General features: G+C 42.0%; 21 protein-coding genes and 1 pseudogene. All 22 read right to left on the bottom strand.

Translation table 11 applies throughout. From position 1 onward, the window contains the following. Nucleotides 1–18: 18 nt before the first annotated feature. Entirely contained in the window at nt 19–1,530 is a 1,512-nt protein-coding gene (locus EDC51_RS05420; protein ID WP_249038479.1) for an ApeI family dehydratase, read from the bottom strand. 252 nt (nt 1,531–1,782) lie between these two features. Then, a complete protein-coding gene (locus tag EDC51_RS05415) occupies nt 1,783–2,028 on the bottom strand; it encodes an acyl carrier protein (protein ID WP_015433595.1) in 246 nt (81 codons plus the stop codon). Nucleotide 2,029: 1 nt separating this feature from the next. Further along, nucleotides 2,030–2,290: a phosphopantetheine-binding protein gene (locus EDC51_RS05410; RefSeq protein ID WP_015433596.1), complete on the bottom strand. Its 261-nt coding sequence runs from the start codon at nt 2,288–2,290 to the stop codon at nt 2,030–2,032. 2 nt (nt 2,291–2,292) lie between these two features. Further along, complete coding sequence (locus EDC51_RS05405) at nt 2,293–3,054, bottom strand: lysophospholipid acyltransferase family protein (RefSeq protein WP_131928384.1); 762 nt, start codon at nt 3,052–3,054, stop codon at nt 2,293–2,295. Next, the gene (locus EDC51_RS05400; protein WP_131928383.1) at nt 3,039–3,791 is read right to left on the bottom strand and encodes a beta-ketoacyl synthase chain length factor; all 753 of its coding nucleotides are present in this window, start codon (nt 3,789–3,791) and stop codon (nt 3,039–3,041) included. The genes EDC51_RS05405 and EDC51_RS05400 overlap by 16 nt, the downstream gene beginning before the upstream one ends. After that, entirely contained in the window at nt 3,788–4,291 is a 504-nt protein-coding gene (locus EDC51_RS05395; protein WP_025290050.1) for a DUF4410 domain-containing protein, read from the bottom strand. The genes EDC51_RS05400 and EDC51_RS05395 overlap by 4 nt, the downstream gene beginning before the upstream one ends. A 397-nt stretch (nt 4,292–4,688) precedes the next feature. After that, nucleotides 4,689–4,937, bottom strand: a complete 249-nt coding sequence (locus EDC51_RS11000) for an ATP-binding cassette domain-containing protein (RefSeq protein WP_131928382.1) — start codon at nt 4,935–4,937, stop codon at nt 4,689–4,691. Continuing rightward, a complete protein-coding gene (locus EDC51_RS05385) occupies nt 4,934–6,511 on the bottom strand; it encodes an RNA-directed DNA polymerase (RefSeq protein ID WP_211334989.1) in 1,578 nt (525 codons plus the stop codon). The genes EDC51_RS11000 and EDC51_RS05385 overlap by 4 nt, the downstream gene beginning before the upstream one ends. A gap of 113 nt (nt 6,512–6,624) precedes the next feature. Continuing rightward, a complete protein-coding gene (locus EDC51_RS05380) occupies nt 6,625–7,515 on the bottom strand; it encodes a BtrH N-terminal domain-containing protein (protein ID WP_249038478.1) in 891 nt (296 codons plus the stop codon). Between the two features lie 80 nt (nt 7,516–7,595). Further along, nucleotides 7,596–8,021, bottom strand: coding sequence for a hypothetical protein (locus EDC51_RS05375; protein WP_131928381.1), 426 nt, complete (start codon nt 8,019–8,021; stop codon nt 7,596–7,598). Further along, nucleotides 8,018–8,365: a hypothetical protein gene (locus EDC51_RS05370; protein ID WP_249038477.1), complete on the bottom strand. Its 348-nt coding sequence runs from the start codon at nt 8,363–8,365 to the stop codon at nt 8,018–8,020. Before EDC51_RS05370 ends, EDC51_RS05375 begins: the two co-directional genes overlap by 4 nt. A gap of 173 nt (nt 8,366–8,538) precedes the next feature. Beyond that, entirely contained in the window at nt 8,539–9,807 is a 1,269-nt protein-coding gene (locus EDC51_RS05365) for a beta-ketoacyl-ACP synthase (RefSeq protein WP_131928380.1), read from the bottom strand. A gap of 62 nt (nt 9,808–9,869) precedes the next feature. Beyond that, nucleotides 9,870–10,598 (bottom strand): 3-oxoacyl-ACP reductase FabG, encoded by a 729-nt coding sequence (gene fabG / locus EDC51_RS05360; RefSeq protein WP_131928379.1) that lies wholly within the window; start codon nt 10,596–10,598, stop codon nt 9,870–9,872. A gap of 1 nt (nt 10,599) precedes the next feature. Continuing rightward, nucleotides 10,600–12,510 (bottom strand): RNA-binding domain-containing protein, encoded by a 1,911-nt coding sequence (locus tag EDC51_RS05355; RefSeq protein ID WP_131928378.1) that lies wholly within the window; start codon nt 12,508–12,510, stop codon nt 10,600–10,602. 7 nt (nt 12,511–12,517) lie between these two features. Beyond that, nucleotides 12,518–12,976, bottom strand: coding sequence for an ApeP family dehydratase (locus EDC51_RS05350; RefSeq protein ID WP_131928377.1), 459 nt, complete (start codon nt 12,974–12,976; stop codon nt 12,518–12,520). Further along, on the bottom strand, nt 12,969–14,186 hold the full coding sequence (locus tag EDC51_RS05345) for a beta-ketoacyl-ACP synthase (protein ID WP_131928376.1): 1,218 nt from the start codon (nt 14,184–14,186) through the stop codon (nt 12,969–12,971). Before EDC51_RS05345 ends, EDC51_RS05350 begins: the two co-directional genes overlap by 8 nt. A gap of 8 nt (nt 14,187–14,194) precedes the next feature. Continuing rightward, nucleotides 14,195–14,650 (bottom strand): hypothetical protein, encoded by a 456-nt coding sequence (locus EDC51_RS05340; protein WP_131928375.1) that lies wholly within the window; start codon nt 14,648–14,650, stop codon nt 14,195–14,197. A gap of 136 nt (nt 14,651–14,786) precedes the next feature. Continuing rightward, nucleotides 14,787–15,392 (bottom strand): annotated as a pseudogene (locus EDC51_RS05335) (hypothetical protein); the annotation flags it as partial. 54 nt (nt 15,393–15,446) lie between these two features. Beyond that, nucleotides 15,447–16,538, bottom strand: coding sequence for an MFS transporter (locus tag EDC51_RS05330; RefSeq protein ID WP_249038476.1), 1,092 nt, complete (start codon nt 16,536–16,538; stop codon nt 15,447–15,449). Nucleotides 16,539–16,599: 61 nt separating this feature from the next. Continuing rightward, nucleotides 16,600–16,983, bottom strand: a complete 384-nt coding sequence (locus EDC51_RS05325) for a hypothetical protein (RefSeq protein ID WP_131928373.1) — start codon at nt 16,981–16,983, stop codon at nt 16,600–16,602. Next, a complete protein-coding gene (locus EDC51_RS05320) occupies nt 16,983–17,714 on the bottom strand; it encodes a HesA/MoeB/ThiF family protein (RefSeq protein ID WP_249038480.1) in 732 nt (243 codons plus the stop codon). The genes EDC51_RS05325 and EDC51_RS05320 overlap by 1 nt, the downstream gene beginning before the upstream one ends. Nucleotides 17,715–18,153: 439 nt before the next feature. Then, nucleotides 18,154–22,431 (bottom strand): DNA-directed RNA polymerase subunit beta', encoded by a 4,278-nt coding sequence (gene rpoC, locus EDC51_RS05315; protein ID WP_064318548.1) that lies wholly within the window; start codon nt 22,429–22,431, stop codon nt 18,154–18,156. Nucleotides 22,432–22,632 lie beyond the last annotated feature (201 nt).

Below are 22,632 nucleotides of genomic sequence, written 5' to 3'. Positions count from 1 at the left end.
TCTTTAAGTAAGGGGTATTTACTCATCCACAAACACCACTAACCCGCTGCCGCACATTTCGCCACCGGTTTTGAGTTGGAATGCCATTCGGTTTTTGCTTTCTTCCCATTTGAGGCGGAGTTCCAGCTCGTCGTTCGGGCGGAGGAATTTTTGGAATTTGAGGTTATCAAAGCGTGCCACGGCTTTCTCTTCGCCAAAGTAGCTGTGGATTTTATCCATCACCCACTGCATTTCTACTACGCCGGGAACGAGCGGAAAATTAGCGAAATGTCCGCCGAAATAGGCAAGATCAAGCGGGACTTTGCCGTGAAAAATCTGCCAATCCGCTTCCACGCTTTCTGCAAGCCAAATCGGGTCCGTGGCAAAGTGCAGACAGATTTTCTCAAATTCCACACAGCTGATTTTCGATTGGCTGTTGCGTGGCAGATGGTCGGTAAACCGCCAAAAATGGGGAACCGCCGAGCTTTCTTGGCTGGCACTTAGGAAGCGTCGCAATGCCTCAATCACCGCCTTGCGCCCTTGTTCCCGAAAAGCGGTAATGCCTTCGTCATTCAGCTCCACCCACGCCGCCAAGCGAGGATGGCTCGGTTGTTGGGCGATATAGCAATCGTTCAGCCAAGGGTGCTGATTTAACGCCGTTTCCACCCCCACCAATGAAGTGCGTTTGTCGCCGATTTTGACAATACGCTCAATCCGCCCAAGTAGTTCAAAACCATTTGGGTAAACTTCCATCACAGGCTTGTTGAGGCAGTGGCGGATTTGCTCGAAAAGCAGGGTATCCAATGCACCATCGGAGGAAATCACGCCGACCAATTGAGGAAAATCAAGCTGCTGCCAAGCCATTCGGCTCAACATTGCCGGACTGCTAATCAGCACACTTTGACGGGTTGCGGCACTTTCCGCCTGTAAATTTTCCGGAAAGAATTGCTGTTTGCGCCCGATGATCCAGCCTTGCACTAGCGACATCATAATCTGCACCGTTAAGCCGTAAATGTGCTGGGCGCTGACGCTGGTGATGGCGGTAATCTGATTTCCCTGCGCAAAAGGCAGTGCATTTGCCAGCACTTCGGCACTGAGCCACAGCTCTTCGGCGGTTTTCTCGATGGTTTTCGCCTCACCACTGCTGCCGGAGGTTTTCATTAAAAGTGCGGTCTGATTTTGGCGAGAAACAAGCGGTCGATTTTCGACATTTTTTTGCAACATCGCTCTGGCAGAAAAATCGGCAAATTGTACCGCTTGCGGGTGCGAAAGCGTGGTGTCGGTAAGCCAAATATCGGCATTGGCTTCCACCCATTCACGGCTTTCCGGCGCGTCATTCGGCGGAAACAGGGTTTTGACACCGGCATGCCAACAGGCAAGCAGGGTACAAGCCAGTTTTGCACCGTCCTCAAACCAAAGAGCAATCGAACGAATTTGTTCAACTTGCAAGTGTGCCGAGAGTTGCAGAGCGTGGCGTTCAAAATCGGCGAACGCCCAGTTGGGGTGGGTGGCAATTAAATCGGTTGGGGAATAAGGTAGTTTCATCATCATTGTAGGGTGCGTTTGCGACAGCACCATTTTTCGTTATAGCAGGGCAAGATCGTATTTTACGAAATATGTTTTCATTAAAAATCAATCAGTTATATCATGTTTGTCTTATAAAGAACAAACTCCCCTCTTTGAAAAAGAGGGGAATTTGATCGTACACTAAATAAACAACATATGCGCTTGCCCTGCTCATTATAGTGCGTTAGGCACACACTATTTTTCATTGCGGTGCGTTGGTAAACGCACCCTACTATATTACTGTGCAGAAATTTTCTTCACCGCCTCAATCACATCAGCCACGGTGCGTACGTTGCGGAAATCGTCCGCTTGCAGTTTGTAACCGGTTTGGCGTTTGATGTGGTCGATTAAGTCAATCGCATCAATGCTGTCGATTTCTAAATCTTGGTAGAGATGCGTTTCGGGCGTGATTTTGCTCTCGTCAATTTCAAACAAATTCACCAACGCTTCGGTTAAGATTTTCTGAATCTCTTGTTCGGTCATTTTATGCCCCCTGTTGGCTACGAATAAAGGCTGCCAGTGTTGCCACGCTTTCAAAGTGGCTACGCAGATTTTGGTTTTCGCTGTCGAGCTTTAAGCCGAAGGTTTTTTGCACCGCCAAGCCAAGTTCCAGCGCATCAACAGAATCTAAACCTAAGCCGTCATCACCAAACAGCGGCGCATCGGTTTCAATGTCATCAATGCTAATATCTTCAAGGGCAAGACTATCAATAATCAGTTGTTTAAGTTGTTGTTCTAATTGCATTTTTATTCCTTCGAGTAGGTATTAAAATAGGTTTCCAAATCTGCATTCAGGCGGCGTGAGGCAATCGGCAACGGCTTTTCTGCCAAATAGGTTTGCGGATCGATGTCCTCGCCCACCCTGAGCGTATAAATCATTTTGTGCTTGGCAATGTCATACCACGGCTGCCCTTTTTTCAAGGCACGATGTTGCAGTTGAATCACAATCGGAGTAATCACTTTCGCACTGCGTAGCCCGATAGAGACCGCCCCACGGTGCAATCGCACCACGCCGTCATCTTTGGTTCTCGTGCCTTCAGGGAACAGCAGTAACGGCTGGGTTTGCAAGATTTGGTGGCTAATTTCAAGCAGTTCTTCACTTTCGGTGTTCGGCACAAAACCGCAGGCTTTAATCGGGCTGACCATTGCCGAATTTTGCATTAAATCTTGCTTTACAATGCAGTTAAAGCGGTGTTCTTGGCTGAAAATCAGCACCACATCCAGTAGTGAAGGGTGATTAGCAAGCACTAATTGCCCTGCTCTGCCGAGTTTTTCAAAGCCGTGATAATGCACTTCCAGCACCCCACTCCATTGCAGATACCGCACAAAATAGTACCAGGTTCGGCTGACGATTTTTCGCCCTTTGAGTTGGGTGGCGAGCGGGTTATGCGGGTAATTTTTGGCGTAAGGATAAAGCAGCGGGATAAACAGCACCCCCACCACGCCGAAAATCACAAAACCAAACAGCGTGGCGACAAAGCGTTTCAGCCAGTTTAGTTTTTCACCCATCGCCACACACCTCCACGGCTTGCCGAGGTTTGCCACGCTCGGTTGCCCAAGTGCTGTTGTTGCACAAAGATCAGGGCATTATCCCCATTTGTAACTTTTTCGCTGTTTTCGACCGCTTGTGAGTTCAGTTCAAGCTGATACTGACTGCCTTGCTCCACCACCAACGCCAAGGCATAAGCAAAGGGTTGGCGATAAACCGGCTCGGCGTTATACACTTTCGCCAGCGGATCTTCCGCCACCACGACCAGCACTTTCTGATGCCCATCATTGAGCAACAAATAGGCTTCCAGCAGGGCAGTTTCCAAATTATCGTGTTGAGCGGCAATCGCGGTGGTCTCCGCTTTCACCCAACGCATTTCCGACCACTGCCCCACCAGTGCATTATGCACCGACAGGCTAAATGAAGTCGGCGACACATCGCCCTCTTTCAACAAACTTTCCCACAGGGCAAAACTACGATTGATTTCGCTGTTTTGTGAGGCATACACCACCGGCAGATTTTCGCCCTCTGCCGTTAATTCCCACGCACTTTCAAAGAAAAGGCGAGCGGCATCGCTTAAACGGCGGCGTTTGAGCGGTGGCAGAAATGCCAATTTCGGCGAAACCGTTTCCCAACGCTCAGCATTTGCCTGCCAAAACGCCTCGCCCTGTTGCCAATCTTCAACCGACAAGGCTTTATTGGCAACTACGTTCCATGCTGAAATATTGAAAGAGAAGGTGCAGATTGGGTTCATCACTCTTTAGCTTGTTCCGCTTTTTGGAAAATTTTTGCTTTATGAATACGAGTTGCAACAGCAATAGCATTTTTACGGATTAAATTATCCAAACTTCCGCCAAAAAATCCCATTTTTAGTGCAGATTCAGTTGAAATATTGCCAAGCGATTTGCCCGATTTATCTTTTAATGCCGTAGAAAACTCCATTGTGCCTTTCCCTACACCAAAGCCAACAAACATTCGAAGCGCGCGGTTACCTTGATCAAAAGCATCAACGCTATAACTGATCGTTACATCATCGCCTTCTTTATAGCCAAATTTACTCAACTGTGCGCGAAGTTCTGCACCAAAAAGGTTAGCGACTTTAGGATCAATAGAATGCTCCGAAGTCGTATTCACCACTTTAAATGAAGCATATTTAGTTTCAGGGTTTCTTTCTAAGTTGTTTTCGGTCTTAAGAGAGCTACAACCTGTTAAGATAAGTGATAATCCTAAAATAAAGAGTGATAAAAGTTTTTTCATTGTTGTTCCAATGAATAGATAAAATTTAACTTATTTTACACGAATGCGATAAGCTTTTCTAATATTTGGGGAAGAGTGCGGTTAAAATTGTTGATCTTTTCCATTTAACTCAGCTATAGGTAATAGAATTTAAGTGCCCTGCAGACCAATGCCTATGACTTCGGTTTTAACACCAACCCCACTTACTGTAGAAGTTACTAAAAGCTAACAAGGACAGTGAATACGGATGAGAATGTTAGCCAATTAGTTGAAAAATTAAATACCAAGATGAAAAAATAAGAGGTAAAAATGAAAAAACTGCTTCATCTAAAATAAATTAACGAGATTGCATATCTATTTCAGCAGGAATTAAGCAGAGGTTTTCCCACCCCATTAAAAGCGGATAAAAAGTGAAATCCTACAGCGCAAGGGAAATTGGATGACACTCGGCACGGCTTAATTGCTCAAACGGCACACCATTAAGCAAAATCTGCCCCGATTGCACCGCTTGCAACCCCGTCAGCAACGACATTAAAGTCGTCTTCCCCGCCCCATTTTCACCGAGCAAACCAATAGCGGAGGCCGGGGGGATATGCAAATTGATATTTTGCAGGGCAGAACTATTGGCATTTGTATATTTATGCTTTAAATTTATAATTTGAATCATTTACTTTTTTTTGCCTTATCAAATATTTCTACAGCAAATAAATCATCTCCTAAATGAATTTTAATATTTTTCAACCATGGTCTAAGTTCATCGCCAGGTAGAGCATTAATGACAAGGCGGATAATAGCTCTTTTTTCCCATAAATCAGCACGATTAAAATACTGTCTAATTTCCAATGCTTCTGTTCTTGAGACGTTATTAAAAAGGGCATCTAATACAGCACGACCTATATAAACCCCAGAGTTTCTTTTTAAATTTCTAAAATACTCCATTAATGCAGGTATATTTCTATAGTGTTCTTTACCTAACAAAGATATTATAGAGCTCATAATATACTCTGGATAATTAGCATTACTAGTTATCTTTTCTGTAAAATAATTTTTAATGTCATCCCTAATATGTGGACTTATTAAATCAGCTTTCTTTATGAAGACGTCGATTACTAGTGGAGTAAATTGAGGAAATTTATCAATAAAATTAGTAAGGTAAAAAATTTTATCAAACTCCTCTCTAGCAATTAGAGTCCTTATAAATTTTTTAACATCATCAGGGCTTAATATTTGCTCATTATCTATCTTTTGTACTAATAAATCTAGGGAGTCATCTTTTAAATTCCTAATTTCCTTTTCGGAAATTTCTCTAAATTTAGTTGGTATTGTTCCTGAATACCCAACAACTATCCTACTATGTTTCTTTATGCTATTAGAAATTACAACCCCTTCATTTTTATTTATGCCATCCATAAGGGATACATCCTCGATAGTTGTCTTGAGAGGATTAATTGTGAGTCCTTCAAGATGTAATCTTTCAATAAACATTGTTAGCCATTCATGTGCGACTTCTATACTAGGAGCAAAAAATCTATAATCATCAACGAATCTGCAAAATTTAACTTTATGCGATAATAAATAGTCATCTAATGATATAAGAGCTGACTCGGCTAATATTCTACTAGCATTTCCTCCAGTAGGTAGACCATAAGAATCACGATTAGCCCAGAAAAGCAATAAATTATTAGTTAAATTAATTAGCTTACTATTAATATTAGGAAGACTTAGGAGTGTAGATTCTAGCCTATGTAGATTAAGTCTATCATAGAAATTTGATATATCACATTTTACCAAGACTTTAGTATGTTTCTTTTTTATTTGCTTTGAAACCTCATGGTTAAATGAGGTATAATTATACTTTGCATCGAATAAATAACCGTCTTTAGGTTTAAATCTATATGAAAATACAATCTTTTTTGATTTTGGTATTCTATTTTTTTCAATTTCATCTGCAAATTGTAAAATAATAGCCAAATAAATTATAGTATCAAGAGGTTGTAAAAGAGCTGCTTTTCTAAAATCATAAGCCTCCTTTTTAGGGAAAAGAACATGACCTAATGGATGAATTTTCAATTTTCCTAACTCATTAGGCATAAGTCTAGATTTTATTTGCTTGAATACCTCATTTTTAAAATCATCATTATTCTTTAATAAAGAGACCTCAAAAGGAGTAGGAAAAATATCAGTTATCCCCTCCTTCTTAACATTATCAATAGCTAACATTATTGCCTTTTCTATATTCATTATTACTCCTAAATAACTTTATAGATTCTTTTCCAAAAATGATTCTCATATTCTGAGATTATCTTTAAAAAATCCGCCACTTCCCGATATCCTTCCGCTGTCGGTTTTCGGCACTATTTGACACAGAGACTTGCAAATTCCCGCCATTGGTCGCCGATTTCGGTCATTTGCTCGGAAGCCTGTTTGAAATTTGGCTCTTGGCAAATTTCAGCCGCTTGTTCGAGAAAATAGGCATAGAGATAGCGGAAACCTGCGCCGCCGGTGCTGATTTCTTCCTGCATTCGTACAATATGCCCTAGGTACAAGCGGTTATATTTTTCGCCTTTTTTGCAACGGCTCAGTTTTTCGATGGATTTTGCCACCGTGCGAATACCTTTCCCCCCCACAAAAAACAGTGGAGCGAGCATCTGTTTTGCCTGTTTGTACACGGCTTGGCGAATGAGGGTCGGCAAATCAAGAGCGCTCAAATCCGGCGTGCTGTCGAAATAGTACATCAGTCCTTTCGCCGCCAATGCGCCTTTGGCAAAACGAGCGCGTTGCAGGTCGGCAGCGGAGCAGCGTTGCACGTTTTCAAACACGGGATCGCTGATTAAATACTCCTCGCCCTCTTTGCCATACACCAACAAATTATGGGCGTTGAAATGAAAACGCATTTCCGGCGGGAAGTAGGGTAGCCAGAATACGGAAGTCTGTAGCCCGACTAATTTACCCTGTGCCAATGCCTTATCTAACGCCTGCTGCCCTGCCATTTCATTGGAAAACTTCTGCATTTTCAACCGCACTTTCAGGCGTTTTGACAGGGTTTTGATAATCGATTTCGGCGGCATTCGGTAGGAAATCAGCGGCATTCCGCTCACTTTAATCAAGGGCAGATAGACAAACGTCAAGGCGTGCGACAGCCCAAAAACCATCGCTTCGTTAAAATCAACACCCTGCGATTTCAGCAGGGTACTCATCACACCACTCTCGCAGTGGGCAGTGTGTTGGTGGGGGAAGTTGTTCATTGGCAAAAAATTTCTGTTATTTGAGCGCTTGTTTGTTTAGCTAAATAGAGGCGAGCTTCGGCCCGCCCCTACAAGTATGGTTACATAGGCAATAAACGCGGTCTGCGATATGGGCCAAAGCTAATTCTAAATAAGTTGTCTTGGTCTTTACGAATTTGCTGTGTTTCAAATACAGGATTAAAGCCATCGACCCCGCATAATGCTTTACCATTAGGATCAGGAACTATTGCAAATTTCCATTCCCCTTCCGGAAGATAGAAAATCCCTTTTTCAGCCACATCAAATCTGCCTAAGATCGTTTGGCGATACATTACCCCAATATAACAAGCACCGCCTAAATTTCCGCTGTCTCGGATAATCTGAACTTTTGCATAGTCTGGTTTAGGTTCTGTATAAGCTAACATCCTTTCTTTAGGCATAGGAATAGCTTTATCCGATGACACAGGTGTTGTTGCACAACCTGTCACACCTAAAACAGCAAGTAATAATACAGCGAGTTTTTTCATTTGATATTCTCCGTTGTGATAAATAATTCGTTGAGAGAAAGGCTAAATACTGTTGCATATCTCCCCAAAGTCTTTTCACTTAACTTCGCAAAAACCTCCGGTCTAAAATGCCTTCTCACCTGCCACTTCCTGAACCCTGTTGCCTGTGCAAGGGTGGTTTCGTCGAAGCGGTATTTGTACATTAAGTAGTAAATTGCAGATTTTTCGCCGTTTTTGACCGCTTGTAGAGCCTGTTCGGTGAGTTCGTCCAAGGCTTGTACCGCTTGTTGGGTGGCGAACTCTTCTTCTACCCAGCCGTTGGATTTGCCGGCTTCAAATTTGCCGTTGCGGGCAGCGTAGACCACTTTGCGTTCGCCGTTGGAGATTTTGCTGTTGTATTGGGAAATGTCTTTTATATCTAATAATTTGTAGTGGCATTTGCTTGCTATACTCGCACTTAGTGCCGTTGTTTTGCAAATGTAAGCATTTATCCAACGTACAGCTAAAATTTTGTTACATGGTGTATTTACTAATACCGTTAAAAACTCTTGGTATGTAGCGCACCGTCCTCCCACCGTTTAAAAATCAGCGAGGTATTCACACCGCCGAAGGCGAAATTGTTGTTCATCACATAATCGGTGTGGATTTCCCGTCCGTCACCTTGAAGGTAATCCAAGTCGCCACAGCGTTCATCGACATTTTCTAAATTCAGTGTTGGGGCGAACCAGCCATCTCGCATCATTTCAATGCTGAACCAACTTTCCAACGCACCACAGGCACCGAGTGTATGCCCTAAGTAGCTTTTTTGCGAGCTGAGCGGAATTTTGCCGAACACCGCTGCGGTGGCTTGAGTTTCGGCAATGTCGCCCTGCTCGGTGGCCGTACCGTGTCCGTTTACATAGCCGACTTGGTTCGGTTGAATACCGGCATCTTTGAGGGCGAGTTCCATACAGCGTTGCATTGTGGTGGCTTGTGGGCGGGTGACGTGGGAACCGTCACTGTTTGCACCATAGCCCACCACTTCGGCGATAATGTTTGCCCCTCGTGCCAACGCGTGTTCCAGCTCTTCTAACACAAACATCCCCGCTCCCTCGCCGATCACTAAGCCGTCTCGGTCTTTGTCATAGGGGCGTGGCGTGCCTTTTGGGTTGTCGTTGCGGCGGCTGGCAGCATAGAGGCTGTCAAATACATAGACTTCGGAGGCACAAAATTCTTCTCCACCGCCGGCAAGCATCATCGGGATCATACCGTATTTAATGGCTTCGTAAGCGTAGCCGATACCTTGGCTGCCCGAGGAGCAAGCGCTGGAGGTGGGGATAATCCGCCCTGTCAGCCCGAAGAAAATGCCAATATTGGCAGCGGTGGTGTGGGGCATCATTCGCACATAGGTGTTGGCATTGAAGCCGTCTGATTTGCCGGTCATCAGCAATTCAGCGGCGTCTTTGATATCATTGGTAGAGCCTGTGGACGAGCCACACGCCACCCCCATTCGCCCGTCTTTTAGCCAGTCGAAAATCACGCCGTTTTCGTCCAGCAAACCGGCCTGTGCTAAAGCTCGCTCGCTGGCCTCCACCACAAATTGCGACACTCGTCCAAGGCTGCGCAACTGCTTGCGGTTCCAATGTTTCGGCGGTTGATAGCCGTGAATTTCCGCCCCTAATTGTGCCTCTAATTCCGGGTAACGTTCTACCCAATCGGCTTTATGTTGAACGGCATTTTGCTTGCGTTGGAAGGCAGCTTTCACTTCCGCCCACTCTTTACCAAAAGCGGTAACCGCACCAATGCCAGTGATGACGACTCGTTTCATATTTATCTCTTTTTGGCTTCGGGCGGGTACTGGATCCGCCCCTACGAATTATTATCCTAAATTTAACACAACCCACCATTAACGGCGATGACTTGGCGTGTGATGTAAGCGGCTTTTTCATCCATTAAAAACGCAACGGCGTGTGCTACTTCTTCCGGATCGCCCATTCGTCCGGCGGGAATCATTTTGAGAATTTCTTCGATTGGGACGTTTTCGTCCAGAATATCGGTATCAATCAAGCCGGGCGCCACGCAGTTTACCGTGATTTTACGTTTGGCAAGCTCGATGGCGAGTGCTTTTGCCGCACCAATAATGCCGGCTTTTGAAGCGCTGTAATTGACCTGCCCACGGTTGCCAATCAAGCCGGAAACCGAAGTAATACAGACAATCCTGCCTGCTTTACGGCGGCGGATCATCGGCATCATAATCGGGTGCAGGACATTATAAAAACCGTCTAAATTAGTACGCAACACGCTATCCCAATCCTCATCGGTTAAAGCAGGAAAGGCGTTATCACGGGTAAGCCCTGCATTTAGCACCACGCCGTAATAGGCACCATGTTGTTCCACATCTGCCTCTAAAATCGACCGCACTTTTTCACGATCCGCCACATCAAACTGTAACACTCTGGCATTTTTTCCGAGATTTCTGACCGCTTGTGCCACCGCTTCCGCCTCTTCCACACGAGAACGGCAATGCACCACAATATCAAACCCTTGTTGTGCAAGGGTTAAAGCAATCGCTTTACCGATACCACGGCTCGAGCCGGTGATTAAAATGGTGTTATTCATTTTATTGTCCTACGGTTTTATACGCTTGTTTAGGGTGATTTTTAGCCGTTGGGTAGGCTAACTCTAACTTGTTTTCTTTGACTAATGGATTTAAGTAATTCTTCCGGAGCGTATCCGCTTTTTTATCTAGCAGCAAAGCAAGATCAGCAATCGTAATATAGCCAAATTGGCAAAGTTTCAGAATCCCTTCAATAAAAGGCTCTTTACCAATTCTTCTAACATCTCCTTGCAGCTCACTCGCGATCAATTTCAATGCTTGCCACCTCTGGTTATCACCAATATCTGCTTTGGATTCCAGAGTTAAGTCCGGATCCAACTCCGGATTATCCGGACTTAGCTCCGGATTTTTAATAAAGTCCTGAGCAAGTGCTTTGCCTGTTTGGTTATCAGGTGTTGGTATTTCAAACTCAGGACGATGATAAATTTTGTTTCGTTGCTCACCACTTGACGAAATCATACTGAGCTTTTCTAATTTCACTAATGCAATTGTTACATCTCGAGAATGTACCGAAATATGTAGACAAATTTGCTTATGAGTTAAAGATTCATTCGTATAAATTTCAATCAAAATTATTCGCTCTAATTCTGAAAGCTGAATAAATCGCTCACCATATTGTTTTGTGAGGAAATCAATAATCTCTTGTGGATATAAAGAGAGCATTTTGAGTTCTAAAATAGTTTGCTCATTGGGTTCTCTCACCTCTTTCAAATATGGCATACGCCAATGTTGCGTTTTCCAACCGCTTAAAATTCTTGGTAGACCAGACCCTGCCTGATCGCCAAAACGAATATAACGAAACATTTGAGCCAATAAGCGATTACGGCAGTCAGCCTCTCCCCCTTTCAGCGCAATTTCAATCGGGATTCTCATTAAGCCAGGGTTACGAAAATAAAAAGTATCTGGTTTTTTGATAATTTGGATCGAGGCTTTATTACTATAATCCGCATGAATAAGCGAATTTGCTAAGGCTTCTCTTAATGCGATATGTACAGGGGTATCTTCCTGTCGTAAACCATCTTCTACCCTGAAAGGCACTTTAATATTTTCAACTAATTTACGATAAACTCGCTGAGAAAAATCATATAAATTACCTGACCATTTGCCGTCTAATGTGACTCTATCAATCCAACGTTCTTCCGGATTATTTGAATGCTCTTGATAATCTAGCATATAAAAAGGAAATTTCTCTTGAATAGCCGTATGATTACCAAACATCAATAGCCCTGCAATGGTTAGCCCTTTATTACCTGTTTCACGCTCAACTTTATAAGCACCAATTTTCTCTAAAAATGCTAAATCTGATAATTCATTCCAAGGATGGGTAGGATCTAAATTAGCATAACGTTGCCGATAATTGTGTAACGACTCTAAGTTTAAATCGTTAATTTGAAAGTGCTTTAATACCTCAGAGTCCAGTGAATCTGATGTTTGCTCTGCCAACATTCTTTTCACTTGCTCATCAGTTAAACGTTGATCTGATTCATTCAAACGATGATAACTATTCCCTAACGGATTTCCTTTTAAATAAACAGGTCTTTCAGCTCTCTTCGCTCTTGGAACATAAATGATAAGCAAGGATTTTTGATCATCAAGCGGCAATTCTTTGATAAAAGAATTTGTCAGTAAGTTGATACTGACTTTTTGAGGGTTGTTTGCAAGGTCAAATATTTGTTTTTTTACTTGTACTACGTTTGTAATACCCTTTGCAATAAAGCCATTTCTCTTTTCTTGCACACCAAGGACAATATAACCGCCATCCGTATTCGCAAAGGCACTATATGTCTCCCACATATCAGAAGGTACTTCACCTAATCCATCTTTCCCTTGAGCCAGCTTGCACTCTAATTCAGAAGATTCTCGCAACAGCTTTAAATCATCAATACTTTCCAAATAGTCAAAAATATCTTTCATAACACAACTATTTCTCCAAATATTCTTCCTTCGGGCTAAACACATTCAGCGTACCTTCCAAAATCACTTGGTTGTCGGCTAAATCGATCAGTTGGCAGTCGAATACGCCGAAGCCGGTGGCATCTTGAATAGACATTTTGATCTGAATTTGTAGCTGTGAGCCAATCGGGATTTCTTGGCGGTGGAGGTGCAGTTTGCGAGTACCGAGCAGATAGCCTAAGCGAACCGGTTCGCCGGCTTGTGTGGCAATACACCCAGCCCACGCAGCCACGCCTTGAGCCATAATTTCAATGCCGGCGTAGGTGGCAAGTTTGCCGTGTTTGATCAGCGGATTATCAGGGCGAATGTTGGCTTCAGCGGTCAGAAAATCCTCGCCGAATGCGGTAATGCGGTCGAGTAGGATCATATTGCCACTATGCGGAACCAATGGTGCAATTTGTTCGATAGGGAAGGTGAATTTATGCATCGCTTTCTCCCAAAATCAGCACGCTGTTGTTGCCGCCAAAGGCAAAAGAGCTGCTTGCGCCAATTCGTCTGCCTGCTGCCCAACGGCTTTGTTCATCGGTAATTGCAAGGTTCGGCAGGTTTTCGTCCGCTTGTTTATCCCATAATTGCGCAGGGAGCTTGCCAGTCGGGTTGTGTTGGCGACTGAGCATTCCCCACAAAATTGCCGCTTCCACCGCACCGGCAGCCCCGAGCGTATGCCCTGTGTAGGGTTTGGTGGTGGTGCAAGCGGTCTGATTACCGAAGATTTTTGCCACAGCGAGGCTTTCCATTTGATCGTTGTGAAGCGTCCCTGTGCCGTGCAGGTTGATCCAGCCAATGTCGGCTGCGTCTAAGTTGGCATTGTGCAGGGCATTTTGGAAAGCGGAAATTGCCCCTTCCCCTTCGGGGTGAGGCGAGGACATATGGTAAGCGTCCGAGCTGGAACCATAGCCCAGTAACTGAATGCGATGTTCGTCCAACGGTTCACGGCTCATCACACACACCGCTGCACCTTCGCCGATGTTAATGCCGTTGCGGTTGGCGGAAAATGGGTTGGTTTGTTGGTTTGATAGCACTTCCAGCGAGCTAAATCCGCTGATAGTTAAAGGCGAAAGGGTATCCACACCGCCGCAAATTACCGCATCGCACAAGCCGGTTTTTAGTAAGCGGGCGGCAGAAATTAACGCTCTTGCTCCAGAAGTGCAAGCAGTGGAAATGCCATAACTCAGCCCCGTTAAGCCATACACTTCGGCAACAAAGTCGGACGGCGCAGAGAAGAGAATTTGCTGTTGATTAAACCGCTCGGCGGCATAATCGCCCTGCACACCGGCTTTGAAGACGGGAATATTTTCATCGGCGCCGGTAGTGGACGTGCCGATGATCACCGCAATCCGCTCACGCCCGAATTGCTCGATACAAGCGGTAATTTTCGGCTCAATTTCTGCAAGGACATGCCAAAGTAATTGGTTATTACGGCTACGATGTACCGCTGATAAATCTGCTGGAAATTCGCGTAAAACCGTGCGAACCTCGCCCAACATTTTAGCTTCACTTGAAATTTGATGCTCAGAAAAGGGATTATTTGTTAATGATAAAGGCGAGCTTGCATTATTGAGTAATATATCAATATGTGCATTTATACCATCACCTAGCGAAGTTGTTATTGCCGGCCGAGAGAGATATAGCATCATTTCATTTCCTAATTTATTGCTGTTTCACTTAACTCTTCCACTTTCCACCATGTATTATCAGGCAAACCGATCAAAAAATACGATGCATTCTTTTCTGGTTTTGCTATTGCCCATTTTTCATCTAGCTTAAAAGGGGGAGTATTTGGATTAAGAGCAACTGCGAGTGCGGTAAACAACGCTTTTGCTTGAGAATTTGGCATTACAAATCCATCATTTTGCCAACCTTTCGGGGTTAAAATGAGCCGAGCTAATGGACTACCTAATGGATCGGTCAGTATCCAACGCCAATGTTGCGATTCAAATTGCACAATAAGTAAGGAAGTTTGATATTTTGGCGTTTGTTGCTCAATTTTAAATGACTTTATAGACTCAGTTTGCGAGGGAAGTTGTACAGGTTCTGGTAAAGTCTGACAAGCGGTTAATAAACCGCAAAAAATTGCAAAAAAGAAATATCTCAGCACCATATAACCACCATGTTTTTTTAAGCTAGTATAGCGTAATTTAATATTTATGTGCGAAAAAAGCCCTGAACAGCTAAACCATTCAGGGCTTTTCTATTAGAGCGTATGACATACGCCCCTAGATTTTGCCAGTTAATGATTACTCTTCTACTTCATCCATACCTGCATTTAACAATGCGGCTAGGCTGCTAGTTGCATCATCAGCGACAAAGCTTTGAGTTTCCGCTTCAATGTCTTCTGCACTTGCAAAAGAAGAAACTGGCGTCGCTGCTTCGATATTCAAGCTGAACTCTTCACCCGCTGCACGGCGTTTTGCTCGCTCTTTGTGGTAGGCAAAGCCTGTACCTGCTGGGATTAAGCGACCTACGATGACGTTCTCTTTTAAGCCACACAACATTTGACGGACGATCACTTCGATGCGCTTGTCGTTAATTTTTACCCCTTGTAAGCGGTAAACTTCTTGCACTTCGTTTACGATGTAGTCAGTTACAGCGTGAACGCCACGTAAACGTAAGATGTCGTGTGGTGTTTCTGCACCATCAGAGATCACATCACCACGTTGAACCATCTCGCCTTCAAATACGTTGAGCTGACGCCATTTTGGAATCATCTCTTCATGTGCTTCGCCTTCTGCTGGAGTGATCACCAAGCGGCGTTTTCCTTTGGTTTCTTTACCAAATGAGACAATACCTGAGATTTCCGCCAAGATGGCTGGCTCTTTCGGTTTACGAGCTTCGAAGAAATTTCATCCTCACAAAGCAACAACACAAAGTAGCTTACTTTCTATAAAATATCTTTATTAAGAAAACACTATTTTCTTCTTATAGATAAAAAATAATGACAGGTATAACAATATAGTAATAATACCATACGAAAAGATCAAACTAGAAAATTCAAAATATCTAGATAAAATTCCAATAATCATAAATGAGGCTGTCATTACGAATGCACATAATGAATTTGTTATTGAAAGATATGTTCCTCTTATCTCTGGTGTAAGCATATGATTTAGAATTACACCTAATGATGTATCAATAATCTCATAGCAAATCAATACAACAAAAAACGTTACAATAAGCAAACCTATATTTAAAGATAGAGATAAAACAAAAGAGAACAACAATAAAAGTGAAAATAATAAAACAGCTTTTACCTCTCCTATCTTCTCTGAAACAAACCCAGACATAACTGAAGAAAAAGAGCTAAAAACAAAAGATAATGAATAGAGAATAGAAATATAAAAAATTGAAACTCCAGCATAATCTAAAACTTTCTGATAATATAAGACAACAGAAGAAAAAACCCCTTGAAATATACCAAGTATACAGATAATAAAAAGCACCTTCCCATCCACTCTTAAAATACCTATCCCAAAGAATGACTTTTTCGCTTTATTATTATGGGGTAGTAGTTTATAGAAATCCTTAATAAAATATAGAAATAGTAATGACATTAATTGGAAAAGCACACCAAAATAGAAAATAAGCTCCCAATATTTATTTTCAGCAAGCCAACCTCCCACTAATGCACTCACAGCTAGGGCAGCAATTGATATTGCATTATAAAAACCTATTGTTTTATGGTATATTTCTTGTTTACCATAATAATCTAATTGCTCATAAATAAGAGATTGATCTACTCCAGATAGCAAAGATATCCCTATACCATATACTATAAATACTATAACTAGATAAAAAAACTCATTTAAATACAACATTCCAATAAGATATATGATCGAAAAAGATATACCTAAAAAAGCAGGAGGTTTTCTTCCAAACTTATCTGACAAAATCCCTGAAGGAACTTCAAACAAAAACATAGTGATATTTAGAGCCATCTGTAAAATGGAAATTTCATACATAGACAATCCTTTTGCTTGTAAAAAGATCATCCAAATACTCCTTTCAAAGAAAAAATTTCCTAGAAAACCAAAAACCATTATCTTTTTAAGATTACTTATTTTCATTTTTCACATCTATAATATTTATTAAAGACTCGTCACCATCGTTATACAAATAATCAGAAACACCAGATATAAAGTCTAAGTAACAGGAAAAAATTGTCTTATTTCTTATCTGATATAGTAATGTATTATATACATCTGTAGATGTAAGATAATCACTATTAGACCATCTTAGATCATTAAAAAATTCTAGCTCAAGATATCCATCACGCAAGGAATACTTCTTAATATAATAACTATTGTATTCTCCATTCACCTTATTAAATAATGGTTCATACATAGTAGAAAGTATAACTCTTGATGAAAAACCCTTGCATAAAAAGGGAAAACACTCTGCAAACTCAGAATCTAAAATAATATTAATATTACTCATTAAATGACCTCACAATAATTACTATGGAAATTAATTATCTTTCTTTTAAAGAGATTATTATTCGGATTCACCCAATATAACAATATATCATTACACATTAGACTTGCTATAATCATATTTGTAGTTGATACAGAACCAGATACTACAGCATTACTAATTCTATGACCTATATGATGTAATTCTGAGTTTGGATAAATAGGCCCCCAAAAACCACTATTAATACCAACTCCACAGCTAATACTAGGTATATTAAACAATCTTGAAACATTAAAGACTATTTCCTCTATATTCGCTGGAGTATCTAAAGCATTCACGATAAAATCAGGTCTATACTCCATACATATATCATTTAACTGCTCTATTGTATTCAAATACACATCCCTAGGTATAATATTAACATCTTTATTTTTATACTTAACAACATCAACTTTTTTTATTCCAATATCAGCTTCTGAAAAAAATAATTGGCGATTAAGATTTGTACAATCAACATAATCGCAATCCAAAACTATAAAGTTCCGTACCCCTATTCTCAATAAGTTATCCAAAACAACACCACCAACCCCCAATAACAATATTCTTTTATTAAAAATATTCTCTTGAATATCAATAGGGGTTTTTATATAACTAAATTCCATCAAAGACTCAAATAAAATAATATTCTTCTCAAATCTAGTATCAATATAATAATTATTATATTCTCGAATAATTAAATTATACTCAACAAGCATATCCCACAATGAGATTTCCAAATCATGCTTATACCATATTCTCTTTTCTAAAATAAAAAATAGTGCATATTTTCATCTTCGATATCAACACAAAGAGTACCTAGTGTTATCTTAGTTACCCCATCTAAATGATGTACCATTGCATCAGATTTTAATTTATATCTATTCTCCATAGGAAATCTCCTTGACATAACATATATTCTATAGTATAGGCACAAATGGTTATCATTAGCAATAATAATAGAGATTAAAAACTAACTATGAGGGCACTCAAATGAAACAACATAATGAATCAAGAAAAACTATGAAAATTACAGCTAAGCATGTAAGAGAAAGTACAACTCGCTGTTGATTACAAAAAAATAGCCCTCTAGTATGTCTACTAGAGGGCTAGTCTTATTAATGAGTAATTATCTACTCTTCTACTATGAGTAATTATCTACTCTTCTACTTCATCCATACCTGCATTTAACAATGCGGCTAGGCTGCTAGTTGCATCATCAGCGATAAAGCTTTGGGTTTCCGCTTCAATGTCTTCTGCACTTGCAAAAGAAGAAACTGGCGCCGCTGCTTCGATATTCAAGCTGAACTCTTCACCCGCTGCACGGCGTTTTGCACGTTCCTTGTGGTAGGCAAAACCTGTACCTGCTGGGATTAAGCGACCAACGATAACGTTCTCTTTTAAGCCACGCAATTCATCACGTTTACCTGCAACTGCTGCTTCGGTAAGCACGCGAGTAGTCTCTTGGAACGATGCCGCAGAAATAAAACTTTCTGTTGCAAGTGATGCTTTGGTAATACCAAGTAGTTCACGTTCAAATTCTACCAGCGGTTTGCCTTCCGCTTCGCGTTTGCGGTTAACGATTTTAACTCGTGCAACTTCAACTTGTTCGCCTTCGAGGAACTCGCTGTCGTAAGCATTAGTGATGATCGCTTTACGCAACATTTGACGGACGATCACTTCAATGTGCTTGTCGTTAATTTTTACCCCTTGTAAGCGGTAAACTTCTTGCACTTCGTTTACGATGTAGTCAGTTACAGCGTGAACGCCACGTAAACGTAAGATGTCATGTGGTGTCTCTGCACCATCAGAGATCACATCACCACGTTGAACCATCTCACCTTCAAATACGTTGAGCTGACGCCATTTTGGAATCATCTCTTCATGTGCTTCGCCTTCTGCTGGGGTAATCACTAAGCGGCGTTTTCCTTTGGTTTCTTTACCAAATGATACGATACCTGAGATTTCCGCCAAGATGGCTGGCTCTTTCGGTTTGCGAGCTTCGAATAAGTCTGCAACGCGTGGAAGACCACCGGTAATATCTTTCGTACCTGTACTTTCTTGTGGAATACGTGCTAACGCTTCACCCACAGACACTTCCGCACCTTCGTTCAAGCTTACAATCGCTTTACCCGGAAGGATATATTGTACTGGAGTATCGTTGTGCAGAATGTCATTACCTTGCGCATCCACTAATTTTAATGCTGGGCGTAAATCTTTACCTGCGGTTGGACGCTCACCCGCATCTTGTACCACGATAGAAGATAAACCTGTTAATTCATCGGTTTGACGAGTAACAGTTAAGCCGTCCACGATGTCTGCAAATTTGATGAAACCAGATACTTCCGAGATGATCGGCATGGTATGTGGGTCCCAGTTTGCGACCACTTCACCAGCGGTAACTTCTGCACCATCGTTTTTGCTTAATACTGCACCGTAAGGCACTTTATAGTTCTCTTTGGTACGACCAAAGCTGTCGATCACGGTTAATTCAGTATTACGTGAAGTAAGCACAATCTTACCATCTTTGTTAGTTACAAATTTCGCATTGGCTAATTTAATCGTACCTGCATTTTTCACTTGTACGCTAGATTCTTTAGCTGCTGCAGATGCCGCACCACCGATATGGAACGTACGCATCGTTAGCTGTGTACCCGGTTCACCGATAGATTGTGCTGCGATAACACCCACTGCTTCACCTTGGTTAATCAAGTGACCACGAGCTAAGTCACGACCGTAACATTTCGCACACACACCAAAGTCTGTGTTACAGGTTACGACTGAGCGTACTTTGATGCTATCGACAGAGTTTTGGTCGATCACATCACACAATTTTTCATCGATTAGTGTATTACGTGCAATTAAAACTTCGTCCGAACCCGGTTTTAATACATCTTCTGCAACCACACGACCTAATACAAGCTCACGTAATGGTACTTTCTCATCGCCACCTTCAATATGTGGTGTCATGACGATACCTTCCTCGGTGCCACAGTCGTCTTCAACGATTACTAAGTCTTGTGCTACATCCACTAGACGACGAGTTAAGTAACCAGAGTTCGCTGTTTTTAATGCGGTATCCGCAAGACCTTTACGCGCACCATGGGTTGAAATAAAGTACTGTAATACGTTTAAGCCTTCACGGAAGTTCGCGGTGATTGGCGTTTCGATAATCGAACCATCTGGACGTGCCATCAAACCACGCATACCAGCAAGCTGACGAATCTGTGCCGCAGAACCACGCGCACCAGAATCTGCCATCATAAAGATGCTGTTAAATGAGGCTTGTTTTTCAGGGTTACCTTCACGGTTGATTACTTCTTCCGTTGAAAGGTTTTCCATCATCGCTTTTGCTACACGCTCATTAGCAGCCGCCCAAATATCGATCACTTTGTTATAACGCTCACCTGCGGTTACAAGACCTGCGTTAAACTGTTCTTGAATTTCCGCAACTTCTGCTTCTGCTGCTTCGATAATTGAGTATTTTTGCTCTGGGATCACCATATCATCGATACCTACCGATGAACCAGAACGGGCTGCATAAGCAAAACCGGTGTACATAATTTGGTCTGCAAAAACAACTGACTCTTTCAAACCTAAACGGCGATAGCTTTCGTTGATCAGTTTCGAGATCGCTTTTTTACCTAAAGTTTGGTTAAACAGTGAATATGGCATACCTTTTGGTGCGATCATCCATAAAATAGCACGACCAATAGTCGTTTCCACTAATGAAGTTTTTGCTTCAAATTCACCAGCTTCATTCTTCTCATATTCAGTGATGCGCACTTTAACACGGGCGTGTAATTCCGCTTGACCGGTACGATATGCTTTTTCCGCTTCACGTGGGTCAAGGAAATACATACCTTCACCTTTGCCGTTCACTTTATCACGGGTCATATAGTAGAGACCAAGTACAACGTCCTGAGATGGTACGATAATCGGATCACCGTTCGCAGGAGATAAAACGTTGTTGGTAGACATCATTAACGCTCGTGCTTCTAATTGTGCTTCAAGGGTTAATGGTACGTGTACCGCCATTTGGTCACCATCGAAGTCCGCGTTAAACGCCGCACACACAAGTGGGTGTAACTGAATTGCTTTACCTTCAATTAACAATGGTTCAAACGCTTGGATACCTAAACGGTGAAGAGTTGGTGCACGGTTAAGCAGAATTGGGTGTTCACGAATCACTTCCGCAAGGATATCCCAAACGATTGGATCTTCACGCTCCACCATTTTCTTCGCTGCTTTGATGGTTGATGCAATGCCACGGCTCTCTAATTTAGAGTAAATAAACGGACGGAATAATTCCAATGCCATTTTTTTCGGTAAACCACATTGGTGTAGGCGTAAGTATGGACCTACGGTGATTACCGAACGGCCTGAGTAGTCCACACGTTTACCGAGCAAGTTTTGACGGAAACGACCTTGTTTACCTTTGATCATATCTGCCAAAGATTTTAACGGACGTTTGTTTGAACCTGTAATCGCACGACCACGACGACCGTTATCTAATAACGCATCAACAGATTCTTGCAACATACGTTTTTCGTTACGCACGATAATGTCTGGTGCAACTAAGTCTAATAAGCGTTTTAAACGATTGTTACGGTTGATTACACGGCGATATAAATCGTTCAGATCTGAAGTCGCAAAACGACCACCATCAAGTGGTACTAATGGACGTAAATCTGGTGGAAGCACAGGTAATACAGTCATTACCATCCATTCTGGTTTGTTACCAGATTGCATGAATGCTTCTAATAATTTCAAACGTTTAGTGATTTTTTTACGTTTGGTTTCAGAGTTAGTTTCTTGTAACTCTTCACGCAATACTTCACATTGATGCTCTAAATCTAAGTCTTTCAACAATGCCTGGATACCTTCTGCACCCATTTTTGCTTCAAACTCATCACCCCAACGCTCTTCCGCTTCCCAGTATTGTTCTTCGGTTAAAAGTTGGTTTTTCTCGAGATCAGTCATACCCGGCTCGATAACCACATAGCTTTCAAAATAAAGCACACGCTCAATATCACGCAATGGCATATCTAAAATCAAACCGATACGGGACGGTAGTGATTTTAAGAACCAGATGTGCGCAACAGGACACGCCAATTCGATGTGACCCATACGATCACGGCGAACTTTAGTTTGCGTTACTTCAACGCCACATTTTTCACAGATTACACCACGGTGTTTTAAACGTTTGTATTTACCACACAAACATTCGTAATCTTTTACCGGCCCAAAGATACGCGCACAGAACAGACCATCACGCTCTGGTTTAAAAGTACGGTAGTTGATGGTTTCTGGTTTTTTCACTTCACCGAATGACCAAGAACGGATCTTGTCTGGTGATGCTAAACCGATTTTAATCACATCAAAATCATCGCTTGATTTAGATTGTGCTTTTAAAAACTTAACTAAGTCTTTCACTTTTTTGCCCCTAGTGTAGGTTTTAGGTTCGCCCTATTTTTAACAAGGCGAGTAAATTTGGTTGCAAGCGGTCGATTTTTGCAGATTTTTTGCGATTTTTGACCGCTTGTTTTGTTTCTTCTCCGAACTGATCCCCCTCTTTGAGCTGCGAGGGGTTAGGGGAGATTTGGCAGACGAGAAACCGAAGTGAGAGAGCAATCA

Source organism: Bibersteinia trehalosi (assembly GCF_004346205.1).
Classification (GTDB): Bacteria; Pseudomonadota; Gammaproteobacteria; order Enterobacterales; family Pasteurellaceae; genus Bibersteinia; species Bibersteinia trehalosi.
The sequence above is the reverse complement of the archived record's forward strand: the minus strand, read 5'-3'. Positions and strand labels throughout refer to the sequence as shown.

Bases quoted from the DNA above. Each gene is read 5' to 3' on its own strand.
- EDC51_RS05420 (WP_249038479.1), bottom strand. From the start codon at position 1,530: ATGATGATGAAACTACCTTATTCCCCAACCGATTTAATTGCCACCCAC.
- EDC51_RS05415 (WP_015433595.1), bottom strand. From the start codon at position 2,028: ATGACCGAACAAGAGATTCAGAAAATCTTAACCGAAGCGTTGGTGAAT.
- EDC51_RS05410 (WP_015433596.1), bottom strand. From the start codon at position 2,290: ATGCAATTAGAACAACAACTTAAACAACTGATTATTGATAGTCTTGCC.
- EDC51_RS05405 (WP_131928384.1), bottom strand. From the start codon at position 3,054: ATGGGTGAAAAACTAAACTGGCTGAAACGCTTTGTCGCCACGCTGTTT.
- EDC51_RS05395 (WP_025290050.1), bottom strand. From the start codon at position 4,291: ATGAAAAAACTTTTATCACTCTTTATTTTAGGATTATCACTTATCTTA.
- EDC51_RS11000 (WP_131928382.1), bottom strand. From the start codon at position 4,937: ATGATTCAAATTATAAATTTAAAGCATAAATATACAAATGCCAATAGT.
- EDC51_RS05385 (WP_211334989.1), bottom strand. From the start codon at position 6,511: ATGAATATAGAAAAGGCAATAATGTTAGCTATTGATAATGTTAAGAAG.
- EDC51_RS05380 (WP_249038478.1), bottom strand. From the start codon at position 7,515: ATGAACAACTTCCCCCACCAACACACTGCCCACTGCGAGAGTGGTGTG.
- EDC51_RS05375 (WP_131928381.1), bottom strand. From the start codon at position 8,021: ATGAAAAAACTCGCTGTATTATTACTTGCTGTTTTAGGTGTGACAGGT.
- EDC51_RS05365 (WP_131928380.1), bottom strand. From the start codon at position 9,807: ATGAAACGAGTCGTCATCACTGGCATTGGTGCGGTTACCGCTTTTGGT.
- fabG (WP_131928379.1), bottom strand. From the start codon at position 10,598: ATGAATAACACCATTTTAATCACCGGCTCGAGCCGTGGTATCGGTAAA.
- EDC51_RS05355 (WP_131928378.1), bottom strand. From the start codon at position 12,510: ATGAAAGATATTTTTGACTATTTGGAAAGTATTGATGATTTAAAGCTG.
- EDC51_RS05350 (WP_131928377.1), bottom strand. From the start codon at position 12,976: ATGCATAAATTCACCTTCCCTATCGAACAAATTGCACCATTGGTTCCG.
- EDC51_RS05345 (WP_131928376.1), bottom strand. From the start codon at position 14,186: ATGATGCTATATCTCTCTCGGCCGGCAATAACAACTTCGCTAGGTGAT.
- EDC51_RS05340 (WP_131928375.1), bottom strand. From the start codon at position 14,650: ATGGTGCTGAGATATTTCTTTTTTGCAATTTTTTGCGGTTTATTAACC.
- EDC51_RS05330 (WP_249038476.1), bottom strand. From the start codon at position 16,538: ATGATCTTTTTACAAGCAAAAGGATTGTCTATGTATGAAATTTCCATT.
- EDC51_RS05325 (WP_131928373.1), bottom strand. From the start codon at position 16,983: ATGAGTAATATTAATATTATTTTAGATTCTGAGTTTGCAGAGTGTTTT.
- EDC51_RS05320 (WP_249038480.1), bottom strand. From the start codon at position 17,714: ATGCTTGTTGAGTATAATTTAATTATTCGAGAATATAATAATTATTAT.